The sequence below is a fragment of the uncultured Dialister sp. genome, from assembly GCA_900314595.1.
GTDB lineage: Bacteria > Bacillota > Negativicutes > Veillonellales > Dialisteraceae > Dialister.
This window is the reverse complement of record OMVW01000029.1, coordinates 1-20,520: the sequence shown is the minus strand read 5'-3', so window position 1 is coordinate 20,520 and position 20,520 is coordinate 1. Positions and strand designations below refer to the sequence as shown.

The window sequence follows — 20,520 nt, the reverse complement described above, 5'->3', positions numbered from 1 at the left end:
CAGGGTGAATAAAGGCTTATTTCCCCTATATATGATAGAAGAACTTCGATTTAGAGGTATTTTATACGCTGCTAAGTTAATGATATTGCTGATAACTGCTGACCGGTTTCAGGCAATAAAAAACTGCAGCGACGAATCGCGGCAGTTCTTATCAGGACGATTAAGCCTTTTCTTCCATCTTTTCCTTGTAAGCTTCCTTTGCTTCTTCCTTAGCTTCTTCAGCCTTTTCCTTAGCTTCAGCAGCCTTAGCCTTAGCGATGGCAGCGTTTACGTTTGCGTTCAGACGGGATTTCTTGCGAGCAGCAGCATTCTTGTGAATGACGCCCTTCTGAGCAGCAGTATCGATGATGCTTACAGCGGCGCGGAAAGCTTCGTCTTTATTTTCAGTGGTAGCAGCAGCTACAGCTTTTTTAACAGCACCATGAATTCTGGACTTTACAGCAGCGTTGGCAGCTCTTTTAGCAGCGTCCTGTCTCATGCTTTTCATATTAGCTTTAATCTGTGGCAATGTATTCACCTCCCGTCTGCATTATTCATACCATGCCATTCTATCATATTTCTCCGCCTATGGCAAGAAGTGTTTTTAAGGAAATTTGGGGTAGAAACAGAATTCACTTTTTCAGATGACTTTATTCCCCATTGCACCAAAACTCCCGTTCCTGTAAAATTAAGGGAAGAAGAGAGGAGGGGGCGTATGTACGTCGGTGTGGATCTGGTGAAAATCGACCGTTGGGAGAGAATTCTTGAGAAATTTCCGGCCCGGGTGGAAAAGATTTTTACGGAGGAGGAAATAGCCCACTGTGAGAAGAAAGGGAAAAAGCGGGCCGAGTCCTACGCGGCTCTCTGGGGCGCCAGGGAGGCGGCGGGAAAGGCCATGGGCATCGGCATATTCGGCTCTGCCTGGCAGGATGCTTATGTGACCTGGACGAAGTGGGGCGCTCCGGTGCTCCATCTTAAGGGAACTTTTGAAAAACGGGCGAAAGAGCTGGGTATAAAAGACATGTCTATTTCTATTTCCCACGAAGACAATATGGCCATCGCGGTGGTAGTGATGGGAGGCGATACGCTTGATACTCACGACGACTGAGGAATCAAGAGAACTGGACAGGAAAGCCATGGAAGAGTATGGTCTTCCTGAGGCGGTACTCATGGAAAATGCAGGCCGCTCCGTCATTGAACTGATGAAGGAGGAATTGAGCTGGAAAGGGAAACTGGTTACCATCGTCTGCGGTACAGGAAATAACGGAGGCGACGGATTTGTGGCTGCCCGGTATGCCAATGAGGCAGGGGCTCTGGTGACGGTCCTCATTATAGGAAATGAAGACCATATGAGTGAGTCTTCGAAAATGTATCTCCATGTGATTGAAAAAATGGGGATGAACATTAAGCATATCAAAACAGGAAAAGAAGCGGAATTTGATATCGATAAGGCCGATATCATCATTGATGCCCTGATTGGGACAGGACTTACCAGGAAGGTGACCGGTGAAAAGGCAGATATCATCGGGCAGATCAATGCGGATGAAAGGAAAACGGTCATTTCCGTGGATATCCCGAGCGGTATGAATGCAGATACCGGAGAGTGCCCATTTGACAGTCAATGTGTGCGGGCGGATTATACGATTGCATTAGGCTCCATCAAACGGGGCGAAATGCTCTGGCCGGGAATTTATGAAACCGGTTTGGTCCTTTATTCACCCATCGGCATCCCTGACGGCGCCAGGTCAGATTTCCCTGTAAATCTGGTGGAAGAAAAGGAAATAGCCCGTATGTTTCCATATCGACTCCCCATTGCCCATAAGGGGACGAATGGTTTCATCGGCATTTTTGCCGGTTCTGCCGGCATGGAAGGGGCAGCCCTCCTGGCCGGTCAGGGTGCTCTTTATGCGGGAGCCGGCAAAGTGGCCGTGGTGACTGTGGAAAAAGCGGCCAAAGTACTGGCCTGCAAAATTCCGGAGCTCATGGTTTCTTCCATTGGCTCACCGGATCAGGACCATTTCACCGGAGACAATGCAGAAGAAGCGCTGGAAAAGGCAAAGGCCTATGATGTCATTGCCATCGGTCCAGGTCTTTCCCGTTCCCCGGAAACCATGGATTTTGTGGAGAAAATGGTCAAATCCTGGGATAAACCCATGGTGATCGATGCAGATGCTATCTTTGCTTTGAAAGAAAGACATATAGAACTCAAGGATTGTCCCGGCTTCTACATCCTCACACCCCATGTGGGAGAATTTGCTCATTTGACCGGTCTTTCGGCAGGTGCTGTGGAAGCCGGACGGATTGATGAGGCCATCCGTTATGCTGTAGATCATCAGGTGGCTCTTGTATTGAAAGGGGCTCCCACGGTGAGCGCTATGCCCGACGGCTGGGCATTCGTGAATACCACAGGAAATAATGGCATGGCTACCGGAGGCATGGGCGATACATTAACCGGTATTATTGCCGCTCTCCGGGGACAGGGAATGAAGCTCTGGGAAGCCGCTGTGGCCGGTGTCTATCTTCATGGCTATGCAGGAGATATGCTGTGGATGAAAACAAAGGCAGGCTATCGGGCCAGTGAACTGGCAGAAATGATTCCAATGGCCAGAGAAAAGATTTGCAAAGATGTTTCTGAAGGAAAGGAGTAATTTATGAGCTCAATCAAAAAAGTCATCCGCCTTGTGATGACACTCATTCTTTCTATTTCCCTGGGGCTGGCTCTTGCCGGCTGCGGCGGATCTTCCGGAGGGGCAGCTTCTTCGGGCAAGGCAAAATCCACCGTTTCTGAAAGCAAGGGAAATCTGAAAATCCGCATGCTCGATATCGGCCAGGGGGATTCCTTCCTTCTGGAAAAAGACGGAAAATTCGTGCTTATCGATGCAGGAGACGTGGAGCACCGGGAAGCGATTACACAGCTCCTTCGGAAATACAAGGTGAAAGAGCTTTCCAAAGTCATCATTACCCATCCTCATGCAGACCATCTGGGCGGTATGAATGCGGTTTTCAAAAATTTCAAAGTCGATGCGCTCTATGATGATGGTATGCCGGCAGGAACTGGAACTTATAAGAATTACCTCACCATGATTAAATCGAAAAAGATTCCCTATAAGACGCTCAAAGCCGGCGATGAACTGACTTTCTTCGATGGCGTGAAATTCAAAGTCCTTGGCCCGGTTACCAAAATCAAGGATCAGAAGGGAAATTCCGATTTCAATAACAATTCCATCGTAGGCCGCCTGACCTATGGCAAATTCTCCATGATGTTCACCGGAGATGCGGAAAAGGAAGAAGAAGCATCCATCCTTCAGAAGGGCGGTACTTTCAAGAGTGATGTGCTGAAAGCCGGCCACCATGGCAGCCGTACCAGTACCTCTCCGGAATGGCTGAAGGCAGTAGCCCCGAAGCAGGCCTTTATTTCCTGCGCCCAGGGCAATGACTATGGTCATCCGCATAAACCGACTCTTCAGAAACTGGAAAAAGCAAAAGTTGAAATTTACCGCACTGACCGGGATGGTACAGTCACTCTCACCACTGACGGAAAGAGCTACAAGATTCAGAAGGAGAGAAAATAATGAAAAAGGAAACGATTGTTGACAGGATTGAGGAAGACAAGGCAGTCCTTGTGACAGATGACGAGGAAACCATCATCCTTCCGGCAGACTGGTTCGATGATATTTACGAAGGTATGGCTATCGATATCACTTTCAAACATAATGAATCGAGGGAGAAAGATGCTCTTTCCGAAGCAGAAGACCTGCTGGCGGAAATCAAGAGGATGAATGGGGATGAGTAGAGACATTCATCGCCCGGTATGGACTGAGTCAGTTACGGTTTTCGTGAGTCAGCCTCACTACGGCGGGATTGTGTAATCCCATCAGCAAGATTCGTGAAGGTGGCGCCCTTAAATTATGGAGGGCGCCATTTTATATTTTTATAAGAACAGGCTTGAATAAAAAAGGGCACCTCATGAGAGATGCCCTTTTCAATTGAATTCAGTTGGAAAAACAGAATACATTCAAAGACTGCCGATCACTTCGAGCTGACAGCTGCCGGCTAACCACTAACCACTGACCACTAAAAACTAAAAACTTATATCATTTCCCGAATTTCGCAGCTGCATCCCTGACCCAGTTGAATCGTTCAGGATTGATATCCTTCGGTACGGTGCAGTCAGCGCCCAGGATAACGCCTTTTGTGCCGGCAGCAGTGAGGAGGCGATTTGTTTCTTTTTCCACTTCTTCCTTTGTGCCGGAGTAGAGGACCCCTTCCGGATTGTTGTCAAAACCGCCGATGACGCATTTATGGCTGAAAATTTCCTCGCCTTTTTCCAGCGGCACCCCTTCAAAGGCCACGGCCCAGTTGACTGCCTTGAACGGGTAGTCCTTGTACCAGGTAAGGTCATTGTGACAGCCCATATAACCGCAGATATGGAGCAGGTTGTAATCGGAAACGGAATTTGCCGCCTCCAGCACAGCCACTTCGGAAGGGGTGATGAATTCTCTGTATTTTTCTTCCGTCATATCGGGATGAGGGATATTCTGCACCGAAAGGTAGATACCATCGGCATGAGCGTCGGTAATGACTGCTTTGGCCAGGGTGGAAATATCCTCCGCAAGGACGGCCATCACTTCTTTCAGCGCCTCCGGGTCTTCTTTCATGAATCCGCAAATCACAGTCTTTGCGTCTTTTCCTGTCTGCTGGAATTCAATGCACCGGGTTGGGGCGAAAAGGTTGTAGAAAACCATGACCTCTTTGCCGTATCGTTCCGTGAGGATACCGCAGAGTTCCACCTGTTTCTGCACCCAGTCGGAATGGCGGCCCAGTGGCCGGATGCCTGCCGCGTCCCTGATGGATTTCAGGTCGTGAAGCTGTTCATGAGGGTAAAGGAAGAACCCATCCGTCATGATTTTTACGAAATCCGGATGCCAGGAATGATAAAAACGATCGTGCCCAGCCAGATTATCCGTCCAGGCGCAGGGATCCGCCAGAGCATCCGCATGCCTCTGATCAGCCAGGAAATGATGCCAGAATCCCACCGGTACACGGTCTGCCTCCCGGCAGTCAAGGGCTGCCTTGACCAGTTCTCTTTTTGTCTGTGCCATTTATTTCTCCTTGTGTTTGAAATACAATAACTGATTTTATAGTAACTGAGGGGAAATAAAAAAACAAGGAAATATTCATGCATTTCATTTGTTTTGGAATATGTAAGAGACGCAGAAGGAGATTATTTCGCACACAAAAAAACTCCGGAAATGGATAACCACTTCCAGAGTTTTTGTGGCGGAGCGTGGGAGATTCGAACTCCCGCACCGGAAACCGGTCTAACGATTTAGCAAACCGTCCTCTTCAGCCTCTTGAGTAACGCTCCATAGTGCTGACTTAAAGAATTATACCTAACAGAAGAGTCTTTGTCAAGAAATTTTTAAGAATTGCCATGGAAAAGAGGGATAGATGGACATCTACCCCGCAGGACCGGTTTCACAGCTGCATATACCCCATCCGATATGGGAAGGTTTCCCTGCTTCCCTGGCTTCTGTCGTTTTTCGATTCTATCCTATAGATTTTTTCTCTAATAGATATAAGTTTTTATTAAATCCCTTTTTTACATTTGGTGTATAATTAAAGACGTGGGAAAAGGTTTTAAATAAACATATGAATCAGGAAAATCATTTCCGGCACCGGCGCTGGAACCAGAAACAGCGCAGGTATCGGATTTGCCGCTGTTTTTGCCTTTTCTGTCCTATTGATATCCAATAGTCCAAAGGAGGAAATTGATATGACTATTTCTTATATTCTTCAGGTTCTCCAGGATATGAAAGACGGAAAAATTCAGGATCCCGGCTATATTAAAGATCTGGAATGGGAACTGCATAAAGCATTTCGCCGGGTGAGAAGAAGAGTACTCCGCCTCCGCTCCCGCGGCCAGTATGAAGTCGGTGAAATGGACCGGGCCAAAGTATCTGCCGTTTCAGGCCATATGGAAGAATTCACCAAGTACTGCTCCCGGGTCCGCAATTTCAATCTGAAAGACTGCGAAGGGCTGCCGGGTATTGAAACCTTTACCAAAGAAGGGTTCCAGGTGGATGAAATGATTGCCAAGGCAGATACCATTGCCCAGATAGAAACGGTCAGCTCCCTGGGCTTTACGCCCATGATGCTTGGATTTGGTATCCTGGATGGTGTTATTTCCCTTCCAAAAGTCAAAGTGGACAATAAACGCTTTCATGCCATGGATATGGAATATATCTCCAGTCTGATTGAAGAATTGAAAAATTACCAGATTCATGTCAGAAATCTGACGGACCAGCTGGAAGAAATCGCACAGAAGGCTAGAGAAGAGGCCGATGCGCTCAACGACCTTCATGATTACTTTGTTGACGGAATCAATGATGTGAAGGCTATCCTCAATGAAAAAGGGGAAGACTGGAACCGCTATACCCAGTCTGAAAAGATGCAGATTGCCCGTGCCATCCAGGTGGCCCAGCTCATTACGTCTCTCTTCCCGCACCTTATGGATGACAGCACAGGCGAAGTCAGTGAGAGCAGCAGAGAGGCCATTGAAAAGGCAAGACATGCCCTGAATTTCCGTGATGCCTGAACCGGCGATGAAGATTCGGAAAGTCGGTATGGAACGGTTTTCATAATAAAAATTTCACATTGGAATATAATTTTCCTCAGGAATAAGAAATATCCGGGGTTTCATTAGTTCCTGTCTATCAATTGTGGTATAATACATAAAAATTATTTATGATTTATAACGCTATGAAGGGAGCGTAAGTATGTCCATTGCATTTATCCTGCGTATGATTTCCGGGACTCTTGGCGGAAATGGCAGCAGTACAAAACCGGAAAGCATTAACAGCGAAGTGGAAAGAGCCAGGCACCGGGCAGCGAAAAGGATAAGCCGTGCCAGGGCCCGTGCGGAAAATGAACTGGGGAACCTGGACCGTGTCCGTATTTCCCTTATGTCCGGGGATATGAAGAAGTTTACTTCTCTTTTCGCGCAGCTGAAGAATGTGGACTTTCATGACTGTGAAAACCTGACAGGTCTTGAACATTTCAACAAGGAAAGAAAGAGCTGGAAGGAACTGGAAAATATGTCTGCCAAAGCCCTGACACTGGTGAATATGTCCACGGCCATCGATGCCATTGGTTTCGGAGCAGGTGTACTGGATCAATATGCCGTAGTTCCTGAAATCCGGGGGATGGAAGGCTTTAATGATGATGAGAAAGATGCAGAAGCGCTGAAGGAAATGAGCCAGCGTCTGCAGAATTTCCAGCAGGAAGTGAAAAAAATGTGCGTCACCCTGCAGGAAATCCGTCATCAGGCCAGAAGAAGTGAAGATGCCCTCATGGATCTGGGAGATTATTTTGAAGATGGTATTTATGATATCAAAAACATTCTTGCCCTGAAGGGAGCAGACTGGAAGAAATACGATCCGGCCCAGAAGATTCTCATCGGCCGTACATCACAGATTGCCCATCTCATTCGTTCCCTTTCTGAAATCCGTTTTCTCAATGACGATCTGACAGTCAGGGAAGAAATTCTGGAATCTGTCGATGCTGCTGAAGAGCTGCTCGATGAACTGGGAGCATGATTTTTAATATCTGACCTGAAAGGCCGGCATGGTATATCCGTGCCGGTTTTTTTGACAGGATAAGAGGATTCTTTTTAAGAAGTACAGATATCTTTTTCCGTGAGGCTGTTCTAAAACCCCTTTATTTATAGTAAAATATAAGAGTAGTTTGAAGAATAGCGAGGGTGATACAGGTGAACAGATTTCATAAATGGACGCTCGCCCTGGGAGCATCCCTGGCCATTCTCCTCGGCGCCTCAGCCGGGGCTTATGAGCCTTATTATCTCAATGGAAATACGAATCTGCCCATGATCGGGAATACCGGTGGTATTTATAATGATGGAAATACCGGGCTTTTCCTGAATCTTTCCACCATGGTCATAGAAGATGTCTTTGAAGACGGACTGCAGGCGAAAGTAAAGGTACTGGACGTCAAAGACGGAAAAACTCTTTCGTCAGGCTGGATTCGTCTCCGGTATGATGTCAATGGAAAAGCCTGGGCTCTTGGACAGGACAAACGCTGGCGAAGCATTCCCGCTGATGCAGATGATCCCTCCCAGCGGGCGGTCTCCTTCATCCGGCAGGAAATGGGAAACGATGCCCGAAGAGAAGCGCTTTCAGGACAGATTGTAAAAATCATGGAAGCGAAAAAGGAAAAACTGGGGAAGGTAGAACCGGTCAATGCCATTTCTCTGGTACCGGAGGAAGTTCCGGCTGCTCCTGCGGTTAAGAAAAAAGGCAGCGTACAGAAGGAAGAGCCATCCAAATCTTCTGCAAAAGATGCTGTAACGGAAGGTTCCGGGCAGAAGAAAGACCTGTCGGCACCGGCTGCCCCCAAAGAACCGGAAGCGGAAATCATGATTATTTCCATCAATGAAACTGATACGCAGGAGCAGGTTTCCCGGACCGGAAATTCCGGTGAAGCCTCACCGGTGGAAGGAAACGGCGATATTCCAACTGAAAACGGGGCACAGACAGCGGAAACGGAACCTGCTCCTGAAGAGCCTGCCGGGGACGATGGAAATGGACCGGCTGCCGAAGAACAGGCAGGAAATGGAACGGAAGATTCCGCTCCTCAGGAAGCGCAGGCAGGAGAAGCATCTCCAGCCGCGGAAAATCCTCCTCCAGAAGAATCCTCTGATGTCGTAATCACTGTCACAGAAGAACCGCAGGTGAAAGCGGAAAATACACCGCCTTCCCAGACGGATGTCACAGTAACAATAGAATAATTTTTTGCTGCTCCTGCCCGGTTCCAAATTCTAATCGGGGAGTCGGCTGTTTTTAAAGAGGTGCGATATGGCAAAAAGATATTATGAACTTCATGTGGCAGGCTGCACAAGACAGCTTCCGGTACTCAATATTTCCGAAAAAATGGCTATTGCCGGTTTTGTCATTCTGGGTGATACGGAAATCGTGGTCAACTGCGCAAAAGAACTGGCGAAAAAAGTACCGGAAGGCACGGAAGTCATTTTCACCGCAGAAACAAAAGGGATTCCGCTTGCCCATGAACTGGCCAAAGAACTGGGCATGAAGAGTTACGTCTGCGCCCGTAAGTCCGTGAAGGCTTACATGGAAGATCCGATCTGGGTGGAAGATGAATCCATAACCACCGCAGGAAAACAGCGGCTGTATCTTTCCGACAGTGATATAGACCTGGTTAAAGGGAAAAACGTGCTCCTGGTAGATGATGTCATCAGTACCGGCGGTTCCATGAAAGCCATGGAACAGCTGGTGGCCAAAGCCGGCGGCAAAGTCGTAGGCGAAGCAGCCATCCTGGCAGAAGGAGATGCAGCCAAACGGAAAGATATTATTTTCCTCGAACCGCTGCCCCTATTTGATGCGGAATAAGATTCTGCTGGTGATGAATGATTAATTACTAATCACTAACAACTAACTACTATTTCCCTCATTTGTCGGAATGCTTCAACGCGGTGAGAGAAGCTATGGTATAATAAATCAATACACCTATTTTTTCCCTACAGGAGGAAACAATGAAGCATCAGGAAATCGTCATGATTGTTGACTTCGGCGGCCAGTATGCCCAGCTCATCGCGCGGCGCGTGCGCGAATGCGGCGTATACTGCGAAATCCTGCCATACAACAAATCCGCAAAGGAAATCCTTGCCCAGAATCCGAAAGGCATTATCTTCTCCGGCGGCCCTTCCAGCGTGAATGCTGAAAATGCGCCGCAGGTAGATAAGGACGTATTCAAGGCAGGTATCCCGATTCTCGGCATCTGTTACGGTATGCAGCTTATGGCCAAAGACCTGGGTGGCGAAGTATCCAAGCCGGAAAAACATGAATACGGCCACACTGATTTTTACAGAAACGGCAGCTCTGCCCTCTTTGAAGGAGTTTCCCGGAAGACCGCCGTCTGGATGAGTCACGGAGACGCAGTTACCGATATGCCTGCCGGTTTTGGCCTGACCGGTCATACAGACCTGACTCCAACCGCTGCCATGGCCGATGAAGCCAGACGTTTCTTTGGCGTACAGTTCCATCCGGAAGTCGTCCATACTCCCGAAGGAACGACCATGCTGAAGAATTTCCTTTTCAAAATCTGTGAATGTGAAGGCGGCTGGTCCATGGGCAACTACATCGATATTGCTGTGGAAAACATTCGCGAGCAGGTAGGAGACCACAATGTGATCTGCGCCCTATCCGGCGGTGTTGATTCTTCCGTGGCTGCCGTCCTTGTCCATAAAGCCATCGGAGACCAGCTCACCTGCGTTTTCGTAGACCATGGTTTCCTGCGCCTTGGCGAAGCAGAACAGGTAGTGGATACCTTTACCAATAAATTCAACATGAAACTGGTCCACATTGATGCGTCCGCTCACTTCATGTCCCTCCTGAAAGGCGTGACTGAACCGGAAAAGAAGAGAAAGACCATTGGCGCTGAATTTATTCATACCTTCCAGGAAGAAGCCAATAAACTGAAAGATGTGAAATTCCTCGTCCAGGGCACTCTCTATCCGGACGTTGTGGAATCCGGTACCGCTACTGCTTCCACCATCAAATCTCATCACAACGTAGGTGGACTTCCGAAAGATATGAAATTCAAGCTGATTGAACCGCTCCGTGAACTTTTCAAGGATGAAGTCCGTGAACTGGGCCGCCAGCTGGGCCTGCCGGAAGAAGTAGTCAACCGTCAGCCGTTCCCGGGACCGGGCCTGGCCATCCGCATTATCGGTGAAATCACCCCTGAAAGACTGGATATTCTTAGAAGAGCTGATTTCATCGTAAGAGATGTCATTAAACAGCATGGTCTCTACAATGATATCTGGCAGTCCTTCGCCATTCTCCCCGCAGCTATCCGCTCCGTTGGTGTGCAGGGGGATGAAAGGACCTATGACTATACCGTGGGCATCCGTGCCGTTACCAGTTCCGATGGTATGACCGCCGACTATTTCCGCTTCCCCTGGGAAGTCCTCGATGAAATGAGCCGCCGCATCTGCAACGAAGTGGCAGGCGTCAACAGGGTAGTCTACGACATTACCTCCAAACCGCCGAGCACCATTGAATGGGAATAAATTAATAAACCGTGAGAAGTTCGATAAAATCTAGCTTTTCACGGTTTTATTTTTGCCTATTGATTCTATTTTGATTCTACTTTTCAGAAATGTTCTCTAAAGTGTCTAACAGGGTTGTTTCTTTTGAGGGGTACAAGTGGGAATAAGTCTGAAGGGTTGTTTCTATGTTCTCATGCCCTAACCTTTCTTTTATGAGTAAAGGGGAAAAGCCCAGTTCAATCAGTAATGAGGCGTGGGAGTGCCGTAAATCATGAACTCTTATTTTCTTGACCCCGGCACGGGGAGCATTTCTGTCAATAACAGTATGTAACCATGTGACGGTATAGGGAAAAACTCTGTCCATACTGGAAAGGCCATACATGGATTGAACATAGGCCCGTAAGATTTTTGCAAGGAACAGGGGAATTCCAATAACTCTTTTACTTTTGCCTGTTTTTGGTGGTCCGATGTATTCTTTTCCCTGAACAAGCTGATAAGTTTTATTGATGTTGATTTCATGAGGATATTTCTGAAATTCATCTTCTGTCATGCTTGCCAGTGCCCCGTTATCAATATCATTCAATGTGAGTGCCAGTAGTTCGCCCCGTCTCATGCCAGTATAGAAAAGAGTTTCAACCGCTATTCTTGCCGGATCATGTTCCTGAAGGACCGATATAAATTTCTTGAATTCTTCCAAAGTCCAAAAGGTGATTTTATCACGATGCTTTTTCCCTATGGACCCAGAAATATGAACGGGGTTTTTATTCAGGTTGCAATATTTAACCGCAAAATTCAATGAGGCGGTTAATTGGTTATTGATGGTTTTGATATAGGTTTCTGACAGGCCTGATTTCATGATTTCATTTTGCCATTTCCTGACAGTGCCCGGCTGAATCTCATTAATGGGGAGCTTGCCAAAATAAGGAATCAACCATTTTTCAAAAATGTTTTTCTTTACATATACTGTTCCTACTCTCAACCTGGCTTTACAGTCATTGAAATACATTTCATAGAGTGCCTGAAAAGTCATGCCCGGCTGTCCCTGTTCCCGGCTCAAATAATCATGCTCATAGGCCACGGCCTCACGTTTTGTGATAAATCCCCGTTTCAGGACCTTTTTTCTTTTTCCTGTCCAATCTTTAGAATAGAACTGAACATACCATTTCCCCGTTTTTTCATCCCTGTAAGCTGGCATATTGAAGGGCCTTCCTTTCCGCATAGTCTCAACCAATGAGACTATTTTTTTATTGACCAATCATCAATAAATTCTTTCAATTCCTCATCGCTCATTTCATCAATAATCTTTGTTGCCTTCTGTATTTCATCAGGGGTAGAAGAAACAAATGAAAGCCAATTTCCGCTTTTTTCCATGTATGCCCTGATCAACCAATAAATTGATTCATCAGAAAGATGCTTTTCCTTCCAAACAGGATTAAACCCTTTCTTTCTCATGACATAGGAAACAGCACGATTGAAGAATGATTCATAAAAACTGAAATGAGGCAAGTTTATTTCATTCATGTGCTTTTCAAAATTGCTGAATAGGTTTACATCGTCTGTCATACTTTTGGACTGTGGCTGTTTATTGCAGAATTCATCCAAATAGGGTTTTGTTCGTGTTTCCCAAATAGCGTTATCAATAGCCGGAACAAATGAATTTTTCAAATTATCCCTGACTAGATCAACGAACTTCAGGAAATCATCTGGTGAAAAGAAAATCAATGTGCTGATATGTTCTGAATCATGGAAGGGGAATTTCAGGAAAATGGCTTTTCCGTCAATAACGATTTCACCGCCAATCATTGAAAACAGGTCCCCGGCCTTCTGAAACTGAACACTTTCCCGGCCTAATAAATCATCAAGTGATACATCAAGAAAATCCGCAATTTTGCATAGCATTTCATATTTTGGCTCTGCTGAACCGCTTTCATAGTTCCGATAGGTGGAATAACTGATGTTTAACATTTTTGAAAATTCCAGTGCATTGTAATGTTTTTGCGTCCTGTACTTTTTAAGAATTTCATTAAATTTCATGTGAAAACACTTCCTTTCATTGGCTCATTCCTGTATTAATGGTTATTAGTGCATATTGGCTATGCTAATAATAGGACAACTAAAATGTTTATAACTTTAATATACTATTTTACAACTTGAAAAACAATATATTTTAAGCATATAATTTCATATAGACAATAAATGTGTTGAATTTCAAGCATAAAGGAGTAGGAGCAATGAACAGTAAAAAAGTATTTTCAAAAAACTTGCGAGCTTTCATGTATATTCAGAACAAAAGAAATTCTGATGTTGCTGATGCAGTTGGGGTTTCTGTTCAGACTGTCATTTCATGGACTAAAGGAAGAATCTTTCCCGGTGATGAAAACCTTGATAGACTGGCAAATTATTTTCATGTTCCAGTTGGTGCCCTGTTTGCTGAAAAGGTTGAAATCTGAATATCAATGCCAATAAAAAAGCCTGTCATGATCAGACAGGCAAGGAATTTATGAAAGGAAAAAACGATGAAAGAATATCTGACAGATAGAGTAGATCCAGTTGATTCAGAAAGCGGAAAGGCCCCCGGACGGGAACCGGGAGCCATGAGGACCACGGAAAGTGGTGGTCCTTCTGTTTCCAATTATAACAGGCTGATGGATGTTGATGAAGTCATGAAAGCCTGTGAAATTTCCAAAAGCCGGGCATATAAGCTCATAAGGGATATGAACAGGGAATTGAAGGCAAGGGGTTTCTATATCATTGCCGGGAAAGTGCCACGCAAATTTTTTGAAGAGAAAATGTATTGCTGATAGTTGGTGATTCTATGGCTGATAAATCAGAACATAAAAGGAAATTTTATCAACTCCCAGCTTTTATGGTTGATGACCCTGTTTATGATGGAATTTCCGCTGAATCTTTAGTATTGTATGCTGTTTTGCTTAACAGGTGGAATCTTTCATTGAAAAAACCTGAAAAATTTTCTGATGAATACGGGCCGTTCATGTATTTCAAGCAAGAAGAACTCGCCCAAAAAAGGAGAAAATCAGTGAAAGGTATACAAAGATGCTTTAAAGAATTGAAAGACTATGACCTGTTAGTGGTTAATCCGAGTGGAAGGGGTAAAACCGCAAAATTACGATTGGTTGAACAGGAAATTCCAAATCATGAAAAGACAGATTTGTCCGTTCATAAAGCCCCAAATTTAAGGGATAAGACAGATTTGTCCGCCCATGAACAGACAGATTTGTCCGCCCGTGAACAGACAGATTTGTCCGCCCGTGAACAGACAGATTTGTCCGCCCCTTATATAGAGAAAGAACTACATGAAAAAGAACTACCTGATAAAGAAATACAGGATAAAGAAATACTTTCTTCTAAAGAAAGAGAAAAGAAAGAAATTCAGCCAGTTCTTCCCGGTAATTCCCCAAAAGGGGAAACAGTGGGAGCCGGGAATCATGAGGTGCCTTCTCTTGACGATATAAAGAAATATGTGAGTGAAAAGGGTTTTACTTTTAATCCTGAACAATTTTTCAATAAGTATGCCAAAAGCGACTGGAAAACAGAAAACGGGAAACCAATCCATGATTGGAAAACTTTTGCAATGGTTTATGAAATACAGGAATTGAAAGGAAAGATGAATGAGTAAACAGGATTTCAAGCTGATCAAGATGAAAGCTATTGATGCATATGAAAATATAAACCAAATTTTCCAAATGGAAAGGAAGGTTGATTCAGTACGATTCATTCTTGAAATCAATTCTGACAGACTGACTGCAGATGGTTTCAGGAAAGGGGATCAAGTTTTTATAAAACCTGTTATTCACCTGATACATGGAAAAATCATATGCCTGAAGGCTGAACAGGTTGATTTCATTTTCCGTAGAGTGAATAAGATAAATGGTTCAATCTTCCTTGACCCTGTAAATCAGAATGGTGCTGATACTGGCAAGCCTGAACCAATGAGGGAAAGCGATAAGGAAAGAATCATTGGACAGGTTGTTCTTATTGCCAGGGATGCGGAACCGATGGGAGTTTCTTTCACTGATGTTACCTGAAACAGGAATATAGAAAGCGTGGAAATCTGCTGTTTCCATGCTTTTTGCTTATTCTTGCCTATGTAATTTATCATGGGGACTACTGGCAAGCCCGTATAGGCCAAAATAAAGCAATCCATGATAGGGGTTTCATGATGATATATGCAATCCCCTGTAAAGTCCCCCCGGTTTTCAATTTCTGAAGGCAATTCATAAGACCGATACGGGGACCTGTTTTTTATACGGGTTGAAAATTTGACTTTTTTTGAAAGAACAAAAAATAATTCCCTTAAATCTTCTATTTCCTCAAATAATGACAGAAATTGTCCTTTGTTTCCTGACTTTCCTAACGCTATAAAAAGTGGATGCAATTTACTTTAGCATGGTAAAAAGGTGAATTTAGTGATACATATAAAAAGGGAAGATTTAAATTTATACTGGCAATGGAAAAGGACCGGGAACAATGCCCGGCCCTGTTTTTATTTCCGTTTCAACATTCCATTGCCTTCTAAAGTTTCATATACCGATAAACGGCCCTTTAATTCTGATACTTGCCTTTCAAGAGTGGCGACTTTTTCAACCATGCTTTCCTGATCATCTTTCAACTTTTCATTTTCCTTTTTCAATTCTGATGCAATGGCCTGAACCAATGTAAAATTCTTTTGTGCATTACTGGCAACAGTCTGAAGGCCTTTCAACCTGTCTATTTCAGTTTTAAGCTCATCAATCGTATTTTCCCGGCTCTGCAATAAGGATTTATATTTCCTTTCCATTTCATCAAGTTCAGATTTCATCTGTTCTTTGGTGCTGACTGTTTCCTGTTTGAAGGAAGATGCTTTCCGTGAAAGGTTATAGGCACAATGGGTGAGAGTATCAATAGCCTCACTGATGGCTTTTTCCTCATCCCCGGCTGAACTCAACCATGCCAGTTGGCCCCCGTCCTGTCTGCTTGCCTGATAAATAGCCATGAGTTTTGCCAGTGTTGCCCCTGTTGGCTTATTCATTGCCCGGCTGATGGTTTTAAACTGTTCCCTTTCCTCATCCGTACACCTGATTTGAAGTGTTGACCGTCCAATTGTTTCTTTTTCGTCCATAATAACCGCCCTTTCATGAGATGTATTTCGTAATGTAGTAAAAATAGCGTATTACGTTATTTGTATTATATCATGTAATACAACACGGAACATAGGATTATTGAAAATTGAAACGGCTTTACAGAATAAAGAAAAGACATTACAGAAAAAAGTAATGCTGATACTTGCTTTTCAATTCATCATCGGTATACTGATAGAGTAGATCCAGTTGAATTATTTTAAGGAAAGCGAGGACGGGAACCAATGAATAAAAAGAAAGTCGCTGAAGAAAACAACAAATTGAAAGGCCTTCTGAAAACACAAAAGAAATCATATGCCTATATGGGAAAGCTCATAGGAACTACCACGGGGAACTTTTCAAATAAGATCAATGGATATACTCATTTCACGGCCTATGAAATTTATCTGATGGCAAAAGACTGTGGGATGAACGCTGAACAGGTGGAAGATATTTTCTTTTCACCATATGCCGGGCACGATGCTGAACATGAAAACGGCTGAAATTGGCCCGTAAAGCGTTTCCAATGGGCTGAAGGTATAATTTATCAGGGCACACAATGAACGGCCCTTATGAATCAAAATACGGGCTGTTTTTGCTATCCTGAAAGGGCTGAATCATCAGTATTTATCGTATGTGCAAGGGTTGAGTGCTGATTCTATTTTGATTCTAACAAGTTGAAAAAATCAAAACTATGAGGAAAATTATACAACGGGTAGTAAGGGAAGAAAAATGAAAACCACAATAGAAAGTATAAGCTCGATATTTTCATAGAATGGGAATAAGATTTAAAAATGTGAGAAGTCCGATACTGCCGGATTTCTCACATTTTTTTATTTATCAGTGATACCATTGTGATACCGTTTTTGATTTTTTCTCCTGCTATCCTTTTCAGATGTTAAAATAGAACAGGGAGATAATTTTCATTTTTCACGGGAGGACTACCCATATGGACGACAAGGTACTTGAAAACGTGCAGAAATCTTTTTCTCAGCAGGCCAGGAATTTCGAAACGAAGACCATGTATTTTTCCAAGCAGAACTATCTGGACTTTATTGTGAAATCTATCGAGCTGAAGGGTACGGAGGAAGTACTGGAAGCCGCGGCCGGAACCTGCGTCTGCGGAAGGACGATTGCGCCTCATGCGGCAAAAGTAACCTGCCTGGATATGACTCCGGCCATGATGGATGTGGGCAGGAAGGCGGCAAAGGAAAAAGGGCTGACCAATATTTCCTTTGTTCCCGGTTTTGTCGAAAAAATGCCTTTCCCGGACAATATGTTTGATGTGGTCATTACCCGTCTTTCTTTCCATCACTTTTCAGAAATGGAAAAACCTTTCTCCGAGATGTACCGGGTACTGAAGAAAGGCGGCAAGCTGGTCATCATCGATATGGAAGCTGCTTCTGAGGAACTTCGGGACATAGAAGACCGCATAGAAATCCTGCGTGACTTTTCCCACGTGAGAAACCGCAGCAAAAAGGAATTTGAGGAACTCTTTGCAAAGTATCATGTGGAAATTATCAGGAGAGGCTCCACTCTTTTCCCGGTGGGACTGACTCCCTGGATGAATCTGACCGATACGCCGGAAGAAAAGAGAAAAGAAATCGTCAGCCTTATGGAAGAAGAACTGGCAGGCGGAAAGAAAACCGGCTTTGCTCCATACAGGGAAAACGGGGAGATCCGTTTCCCGCAGCGCTGGCTCTTCTTCATGGGAATTAAATGATATTTTGAAATTCATCAGATTTTACCCGGAAAGGAATGACCATGACCTACGACTTTACTACTATGCCGGACCGGCACGGGAAAGATTCCATTGCAGTAGATGCATTTCCCAATCCTTTTATCGATGTACCGAAAGGGAAGGTAAGGGCGGGATTTGAAAGGATTCCCATGTGGATTGCAGATATGAACTTCGCCACCTGTCCCACAGTGACGGAAGCCATCATCCGCCGGGCATCCCATCCGTCTTTCGGCTACTTTATCCCCACCGAAGAATGTTTTAAATCCATCATCCGCTGGCAGATGGAAGGGAACCTTGTGAAAAATCTTCCCTGGCAGGCCATCGGTTATGAAAATGGAGTCCTTGGAGGTATTACCAGTGCACTCCGGGTATTGTGCAGCGATGGGGATCCTGTGCTTGTTCATTCGCCCACATATAACGGATTTACTTCCCAGCTGGAAAGAAATGGTTATCATATCATCCTTTCGCCGCTCAAACCCGATGGAAATGACGTATGGCGCATGGATTTCGAAGATATGGAGAAGAAAATCAAAGAGAATCATATCTATACGGTCCTTTTCTGCTCGCCCCATAATCCCACGGGCCGGGTGTGGCAGCGGTGGGAACTGGAAAAGACCATGGAAATATTCAGAAGAAACGACGTCTATGTCATTTCCGATGAAATTTGGTCGGACCTCACCCTTTTCGGCCATCAGCACATTCCCACCCAGTCGGTGTCAGAAGATGCAAGAGAGAGGACCGTCGCTTTCTATGCGCCTTCCAAAACTTTCAATCTGGCAGGTCTCGTTGGCGCTTATTCTATTATTTATAATACTTACCTCCGTGATCGTATCCGACGGTATGAGGCTTTGTCCCATTATAATGACATGAACGTGCTGACTATGCATGCACTGATCGGGGCTTATCAGCCGGAGGGGCGCGAATGGCTGTCCCAGCTTAGAAAAGTGCTGGAGGACAATATTTCTTACGCTGTTCAATTCATAAGAAATCATTTCGAAGGAGTCCATGTGTCCATGCCGGAAGGGACGTACTGCCTTCTTCTTGACTGCAGCAAATGGTGCGAAACGCATCAGAAATCTATCGAAGAACTGGCAGAAGCAGGTGTGGAAGTGGGTGTCCTCTGGCGGGAAGGGACCATTTACCACGTGCCTTGCGGGATTCGGATGAATCTGGCTCTCCCTCATGCCAGGGTGGTAGAAGCTTTCGATCGGCTGGATAAGTATGTATTTTAAATAAAGCAGAGGGAAAGCATGGCAAGTACAGCGGTGGACAGTGAAATTCACGGCTTCCTTTTCAGCACGGATGAAATGCGGGAAATCTGGAGTGATAAAAACTGGGTGCAGAAATGGCTGGATACGGAGGCGGCTCTGGCAAAGGCGCAGGGAGAACTGGGGTGCTACCAGCCAGGATATCGTGGATACGGGGATGGTCCTTCTGGAAAGGGAATCTTTTAAAGTCATTCTCCGGGATACGAAGGCCTGCCTTTCTGCGTGCCTGGAACTTGTGAAAAAGTACCGGGATACCCCGGAAGCCGGGCGTACTCATGTGGTCCATGCGATTTCTATCACTTTCGGCTATAAGGCAGCCGTATGGGCGGAGGAACTGGGCCGGCAGGTGAATCGTCTGGAATCCATGAAAGAAAGGATTTTCATGGGCGAAATGGCAGGAGCCGTGGGGACACTGGCCTCCCAGCCGGAAAAAGGTCTTGCTACCCAGAAAAGGATGTTTGAAATTCTGGATTTGAAAGTCCCCGTCATGCCCGGCACTCTTCCCGTGACAATCAGGCGGAATTTGCACAGGCCCTCGCTCTTCTGGCGGGGACTCTGGGCAGCATCAATCATGAAATCTTCAGCCTTCAGCATACGGAAATTCTGGAACTGGAAGAACCATTCTTCATGGGGAAGGTGGGGTCTTCCACCATGCCTCATAAGAGAAATCCCGCAGTCCTTGAAAATGTGCTGGCCCTTCTCCGGAATGTGAGAAGCATTGCTCCTGCCATGGTGGAAGCCATGGTCTGTGAGGATGAAAGGGACTGGGGCTGTTTCCTTTCTGAATGGGAAGGAATTCCCCGGGCCTGCCACCTCATGGCGGCAGCCCTTGCGAAATCAAGATACATTCTTGAAAATCTAAGGGCGAAACATATGGAACGGAATTTATCTGCCCAGAAAGGCCTCATGATGAGTGAATGCGTGATGATGCACCTGGCAAAGAAACTGGGAAGGCTTACGGCGCACCACATTGTCTATGGTGCCTGCATGGAAGCCTATGAAAAGGAAATTCCACTGAAAGAGGTCCTCATGGGGACAGAGGAAGTAAAGGAAGCCTTTACGGAAGAGGAAATCGATTTCATGCTGGATCCTCACAACTATCTGGGCCTGGCACCGGTCTTCTGAGACAGGGTGCTGGAAAAATACAGGAAAATAGATGAATGAATCCTGACCGGCAGATAGAAGCCGGCAGAGCGTGGGAAGCCGTTTCCTTATGGAAGTCGGCTTCCTTTTTTTGTGTAAAGAAAACCCCCGGATAGTCCGGGGGTTCAGTATTAGCTTTAGCGGTGATTTTCCAAAGACTAAACAAAAAACCTCCCATGATATAGA

22 protein-coding genes, 1 tRNA gene and 4 pseudogenes are annotated in these 20,520 nt (G+C 45.3%); 20 read left to right on the top strand and 7 right to left on the bottom strand.

Annotation, left to right across the window (positions count from 1 at the left end):
* Window positions 1-262: 262 nt before the first annotated feature.
* Window positions 263-508, bottom strand: a pseudogene (rpsT, locus tag QZN42_RS07710) (30S ribosomal protein S20); the annotation flags it as partial.
* A gap of 186 nt (window positions 509-694) precedes the next feature.
* Here rpsT and acpS point away from each other — a divergent pair.
* From acpS to QZN42_RS07690, 4 genes are read left to right on the top strand one after another with little or no spacing between them, the layout of a single operon-like run.
* Window positions 695-1,087 (top strand): holo-ACP synthase, encoded by a 393-nt coding sequence (gene acpS / locus QZN42_RS07705; RefSeq protein WP_296956148.1) that lies wholly within the window; start codon window positions 695-697, stop codon window positions 1,085-1,087.
* Entirely contained in the window at window positions 1,068-2,627 is a 1,560-nt protein-coding gene (locus tag QZN42_RS07700; RefSeq protein ID WP_296956146.1) for an NAD(P)H-hydrate dehydratase, read from the top strand. Before acpS ends, QZN42_RS07700 begins: the two co-directional genes overlap by 20 nt.
* A 3-nt stretch (window positions 2,628-2,630) precedes the next feature.
* Complete coding sequence (locus QZN42_RS07695; RefSeq protein ID WP_296956143.1) at window positions 2,631-3,551, top strand: ComEC/Rec2 family competence protein; 921 nt, start codon at window positions 2,631-2,633, stop codon at window positions 3,549-3,551.
* Entirely contained in the window at window positions 3,551-3,772 is a 222-nt protein-coding gene (locus tag QZN42_RS07690; RefSeq protein ID WP_296956140.1) for a DUF3006 family protein, read from the top strand. Before QZN42_RS07695 ends, QZN42_RS07690 begins: the two co-directional genes overlap by 1 nt.
* 301 nt (window positions 3,773-4,073) lie before the next feature.
* On the opposite strand, the gene QZN42_RS07685 is transcribed toward QZN42_RS07690, so the two are convergent.
* Together QZN42_RS07685 and QZN42_RS07680 are read right to left on the bottom strand one after the other, a co-directional pair.
* Window positions 4,074-5,081, bottom strand: coding sequence for a uroporphyrinogen decarboxylase family protein (locus QZN42_RS07685; RefSeq protein ID WP_296956138.1), 1,008 nt, complete (start codon window positions 5,079-5,081; stop codon window positions 4,074-4,076).
* Window positions 5,082-5,257: 176 nt separating this feature from the next.
* A tRNA-Ser gene (locus tag QZN42_RS07680) sits at window positions 5,258-5,347 on the bottom strand.
* Window positions 5,348-5,755: 408 nt separating this feature from the next.
* On the opposite strand from QZN42_RS07680, the gene QZN42_RS07675 reads away from it, so the two are divergent.
* The 5 genes from QZN42_RS07675 (at window position 5,756) to guaA (ending at window position 11,086) form a co-directional block, all read left to right on the top strand.
* A complete protein-coding gene (locus QZN42_RS07675; protein ID WP_296956135.1) occupies window positions 5,756-6,577 on the top strand; it encodes a hypothetical protein in 822 nt (273 codons plus the stop codon).
* A gap of 181 nt (window positions 6,578-6,758) precedes the next feature.
* Complete coding sequence (locus QZN42_RS07670; protein WP_296956133.1) at window positions 6,759-7,577, top strand: hypothetical protein; 819 nt, start codon at window positions 6,759-6,761, stop codon at window positions 7,575-7,577.
* A gap of 173 nt (window positions 7,578-7,750) precedes the next feature.
* Complete coding sequence (locus QZN42_RS07665) at window positions 7,751-8,785, top strand: hypothetical protein (protein ID WP_296956130.1); 1,035 nt, start codon at window positions 7,751-7,753, stop codon at window positions 8,783-8,785.
* 67 nt (window positions 8,786-8,852) lie between these two features.
* Window positions 8,853-9,404, top strand: a complete 552-nt coding sequence (locus QZN42_RS07660) for a phosphoribosyltransferase family protein (protein ID WP_296956128.1) — start codon at window positions 8,853-8,855, stop codon at window positions 9,402-9,404.
* Window positions 9,405-9,547: 143 nt separating this feature from the next.
* Window positions 9,548-11,086, top strand: coding sequence for a glutamine-hydrolyzing GMP synthase (gene guaA, locus QZN42_RS07655; RefSeq protein WP_296956127.1), 1,539 nt, complete (start codon window positions 9,548-9,550; stop codon window positions 11,084-11,086).
* Between the two features lie 76 nt (window positions 11,087-11,162).
* Here the strand turns inward: guaA and QZN42_RS07650 are convergent, their stop codons facing one another.
* From QZN42_RS07650 to QZN42_RS07645, 3 genes and pseudogenes are all read right to left on the bottom strand, one after another.
* Window positions 11,163-12,095, bottom strand: a complete 933-nt coding sequence (locus QZN42_RS07650; RefSeq protein ID WP_296956126.1) for a site-specific integrase — start codon at window positions 12,093-12,095, stop codon at window positions 11,163-11,165.
* Window positions 12,096-12,131: 36 nt separating this feature from the next.
* A pseudogene (locus QZN42_RS10160) lies at window positions 12,132-12,260 on the bottom strand (Arm DNA-binding domain-containing protein); the annotation flags it as partial.
* A gap of 41 nt (window positions 12,261-12,301) precedes the next feature.
* The gene (locus QZN42_RS07645; protein ID WP_296956124.1) at window positions 12,302-13,099 is read right to left on the bottom strand and encodes a helix-turn-helix domain-containing protein; all 798 of its coding nucleotides are present in this window, start codon (window positions 13,097-13,099) and stop codon (window positions 12,302-12,304) included.
* A 197-nt stretch (window positions 13,100-13,296) separates the two neighbouring features.
* On the opposite strand from QZN42_RS07645, the gene QZN42_RS07640 reads away from it, so the two are divergent.
* The 4 genes from QZN42_RS07640 (at window position 13,297) to QZN42_RS07625 (ending at window position 15,111) form a co-directional block, all read left to right on the top strand.
* Entirely contained in the window at window positions 13,297-13,515 is a 219-nt protein-coding gene (locus tag QZN42_RS07640; protein WP_296956121.1) for a helix-turn-helix transcriptional regulator, read from the top strand.
* 66 nt (window positions 13,516-13,581) lie between these two features.
* Window positions 13,582-13,866 (top strand): hypothetical protein, encoded by a 285-nt coding sequence (locus QZN42_RS07635; protein ID WP_296956119.1) that lies wholly within the window; start codon window positions 13,582-13,584, stop codon window positions 13,864-13,866.
* A 14-nt stretch (window positions 13,867-13,880) separates the two neighbouring features.
* Window positions 13,881-14,702: a replication initiator protein A gene (locus QZN42_RS07630; RefSeq protein ID WP_296956116.1), complete on the top strand. Its 822-nt coding sequence runs from the start codon at window positions 13,881-13,883 to the stop codon at window positions 14,700-14,702.
* Complete coding sequence (locus tag QZN42_RS07625; RefSeq protein WP_296956114.1) at window positions 14,695-15,111, top strand: S24 family peptidase; 417 nt, start codon at window positions 14,695-14,697, stop codon at window positions 15,109-15,111. The genes QZN42_RS07630 and QZN42_RS07625 overlap by 8 nt, the downstream gene beginning before the upstream one ends.
* Window positions 15,112-15,569: 458 nt before the next feature.
* Here QZN42_RS07625 and QZN42_RS07620 read toward each other — a convergent pair whose 3' ends face one another.
* A complete protein-coding gene (locus tag QZN42_RS07620) occupies window positions 15,570-16,184 on the bottom strand; it encodes a hypothetical protein (protein ID WP_296956111.1) in 615 nt (204 codons plus the stop codon).
* 243 nt (window positions 16,185-16,427) lie between these two features.
* Between QZN42_RS07620 and QZN42_RS07615 the strand changes: the two genes are divergently transcribed.
* The 7 genes and pseudogenes from QZN42_RS07615 (at window position 16,428) to QZN42_RS07585 (ending at window position 20,316) form a co-directional block, all read left to right on the top strand.
* Window positions 16,428-16,685, top strand: a complete 258-nt coding sequence (locus tag QZN42_RS07615; protein WP_296956109.1) for a hypothetical protein — start codon at window positions 16,428-16,430, stop codon at window positions 16,683-16,685.
* 446 nt (window positions 16,686-17,131) lie between these two features.
* The gene (locus QZN42_RS07610) at window positions 17,132-17,905 is read left to right on the top strand and encodes a class I SAM-dependent methyltransferase (protein ID WP_296956107.1); all 774 of its coding nucleotides are present in this window, start codon (window positions 17,132-17,134) and stop codon (window positions 17,903-17,905) included.
* A gap of 41 nt (window positions 17,906-17,946) precedes the next feature.
* Window positions 17,947-19,155, top strand: a complete 1,209-nt coding sequence (locus QZN42_RS07605; protein ID WP_296956105.1) for a MalY/PatB family protein — start codon at window positions 17,947-17,949, stop codon at window positions 19,153-19,155.
* 18 nt (window positions 19,156-19,173) lie between these two features.
* On the top strand, window positions 19,174-19,377 hold the full coding sequence (locus QZN42_RS07600) for a hypothetical protein (RefSeq protein WP_296956102.1): 204 nt from the start codon (window positions 19,174-19,176) through the stop codon (window positions 19,375-19,377).
* Window positions 19,349-19,543: pseudogene (locus QZN42_RS07595) on the top strand (lyase family protein); the annotation flags it as partial. The gene QZN42_RS07600 and the pseudogene QZN42_RS07595, both read left to right, overlap by 29 nt.
* Window positions 19,544-19,734: 191 nt before the next feature.
* A pseudogene (locus QZN42_RS07590) lies at window positions 19,735-19,842 on the top strand (hypothetical protein); the annotation flags it as partial.
* Window positions 19,843-20,316 carry a hypothetical protein gene (locus QZN42_RS07585; RefSeq protein ID WP_296956099.1) on the top strand — a complete coding sequence of 158 codons (474 nt, stop codon included), beginning with the start codon at window positions 19,843-19,845 and terminating at the stop codon, window positions 20,314-20,316.
* Window positions 20,317-20,520 lie beyond the last annotated feature (204 nt).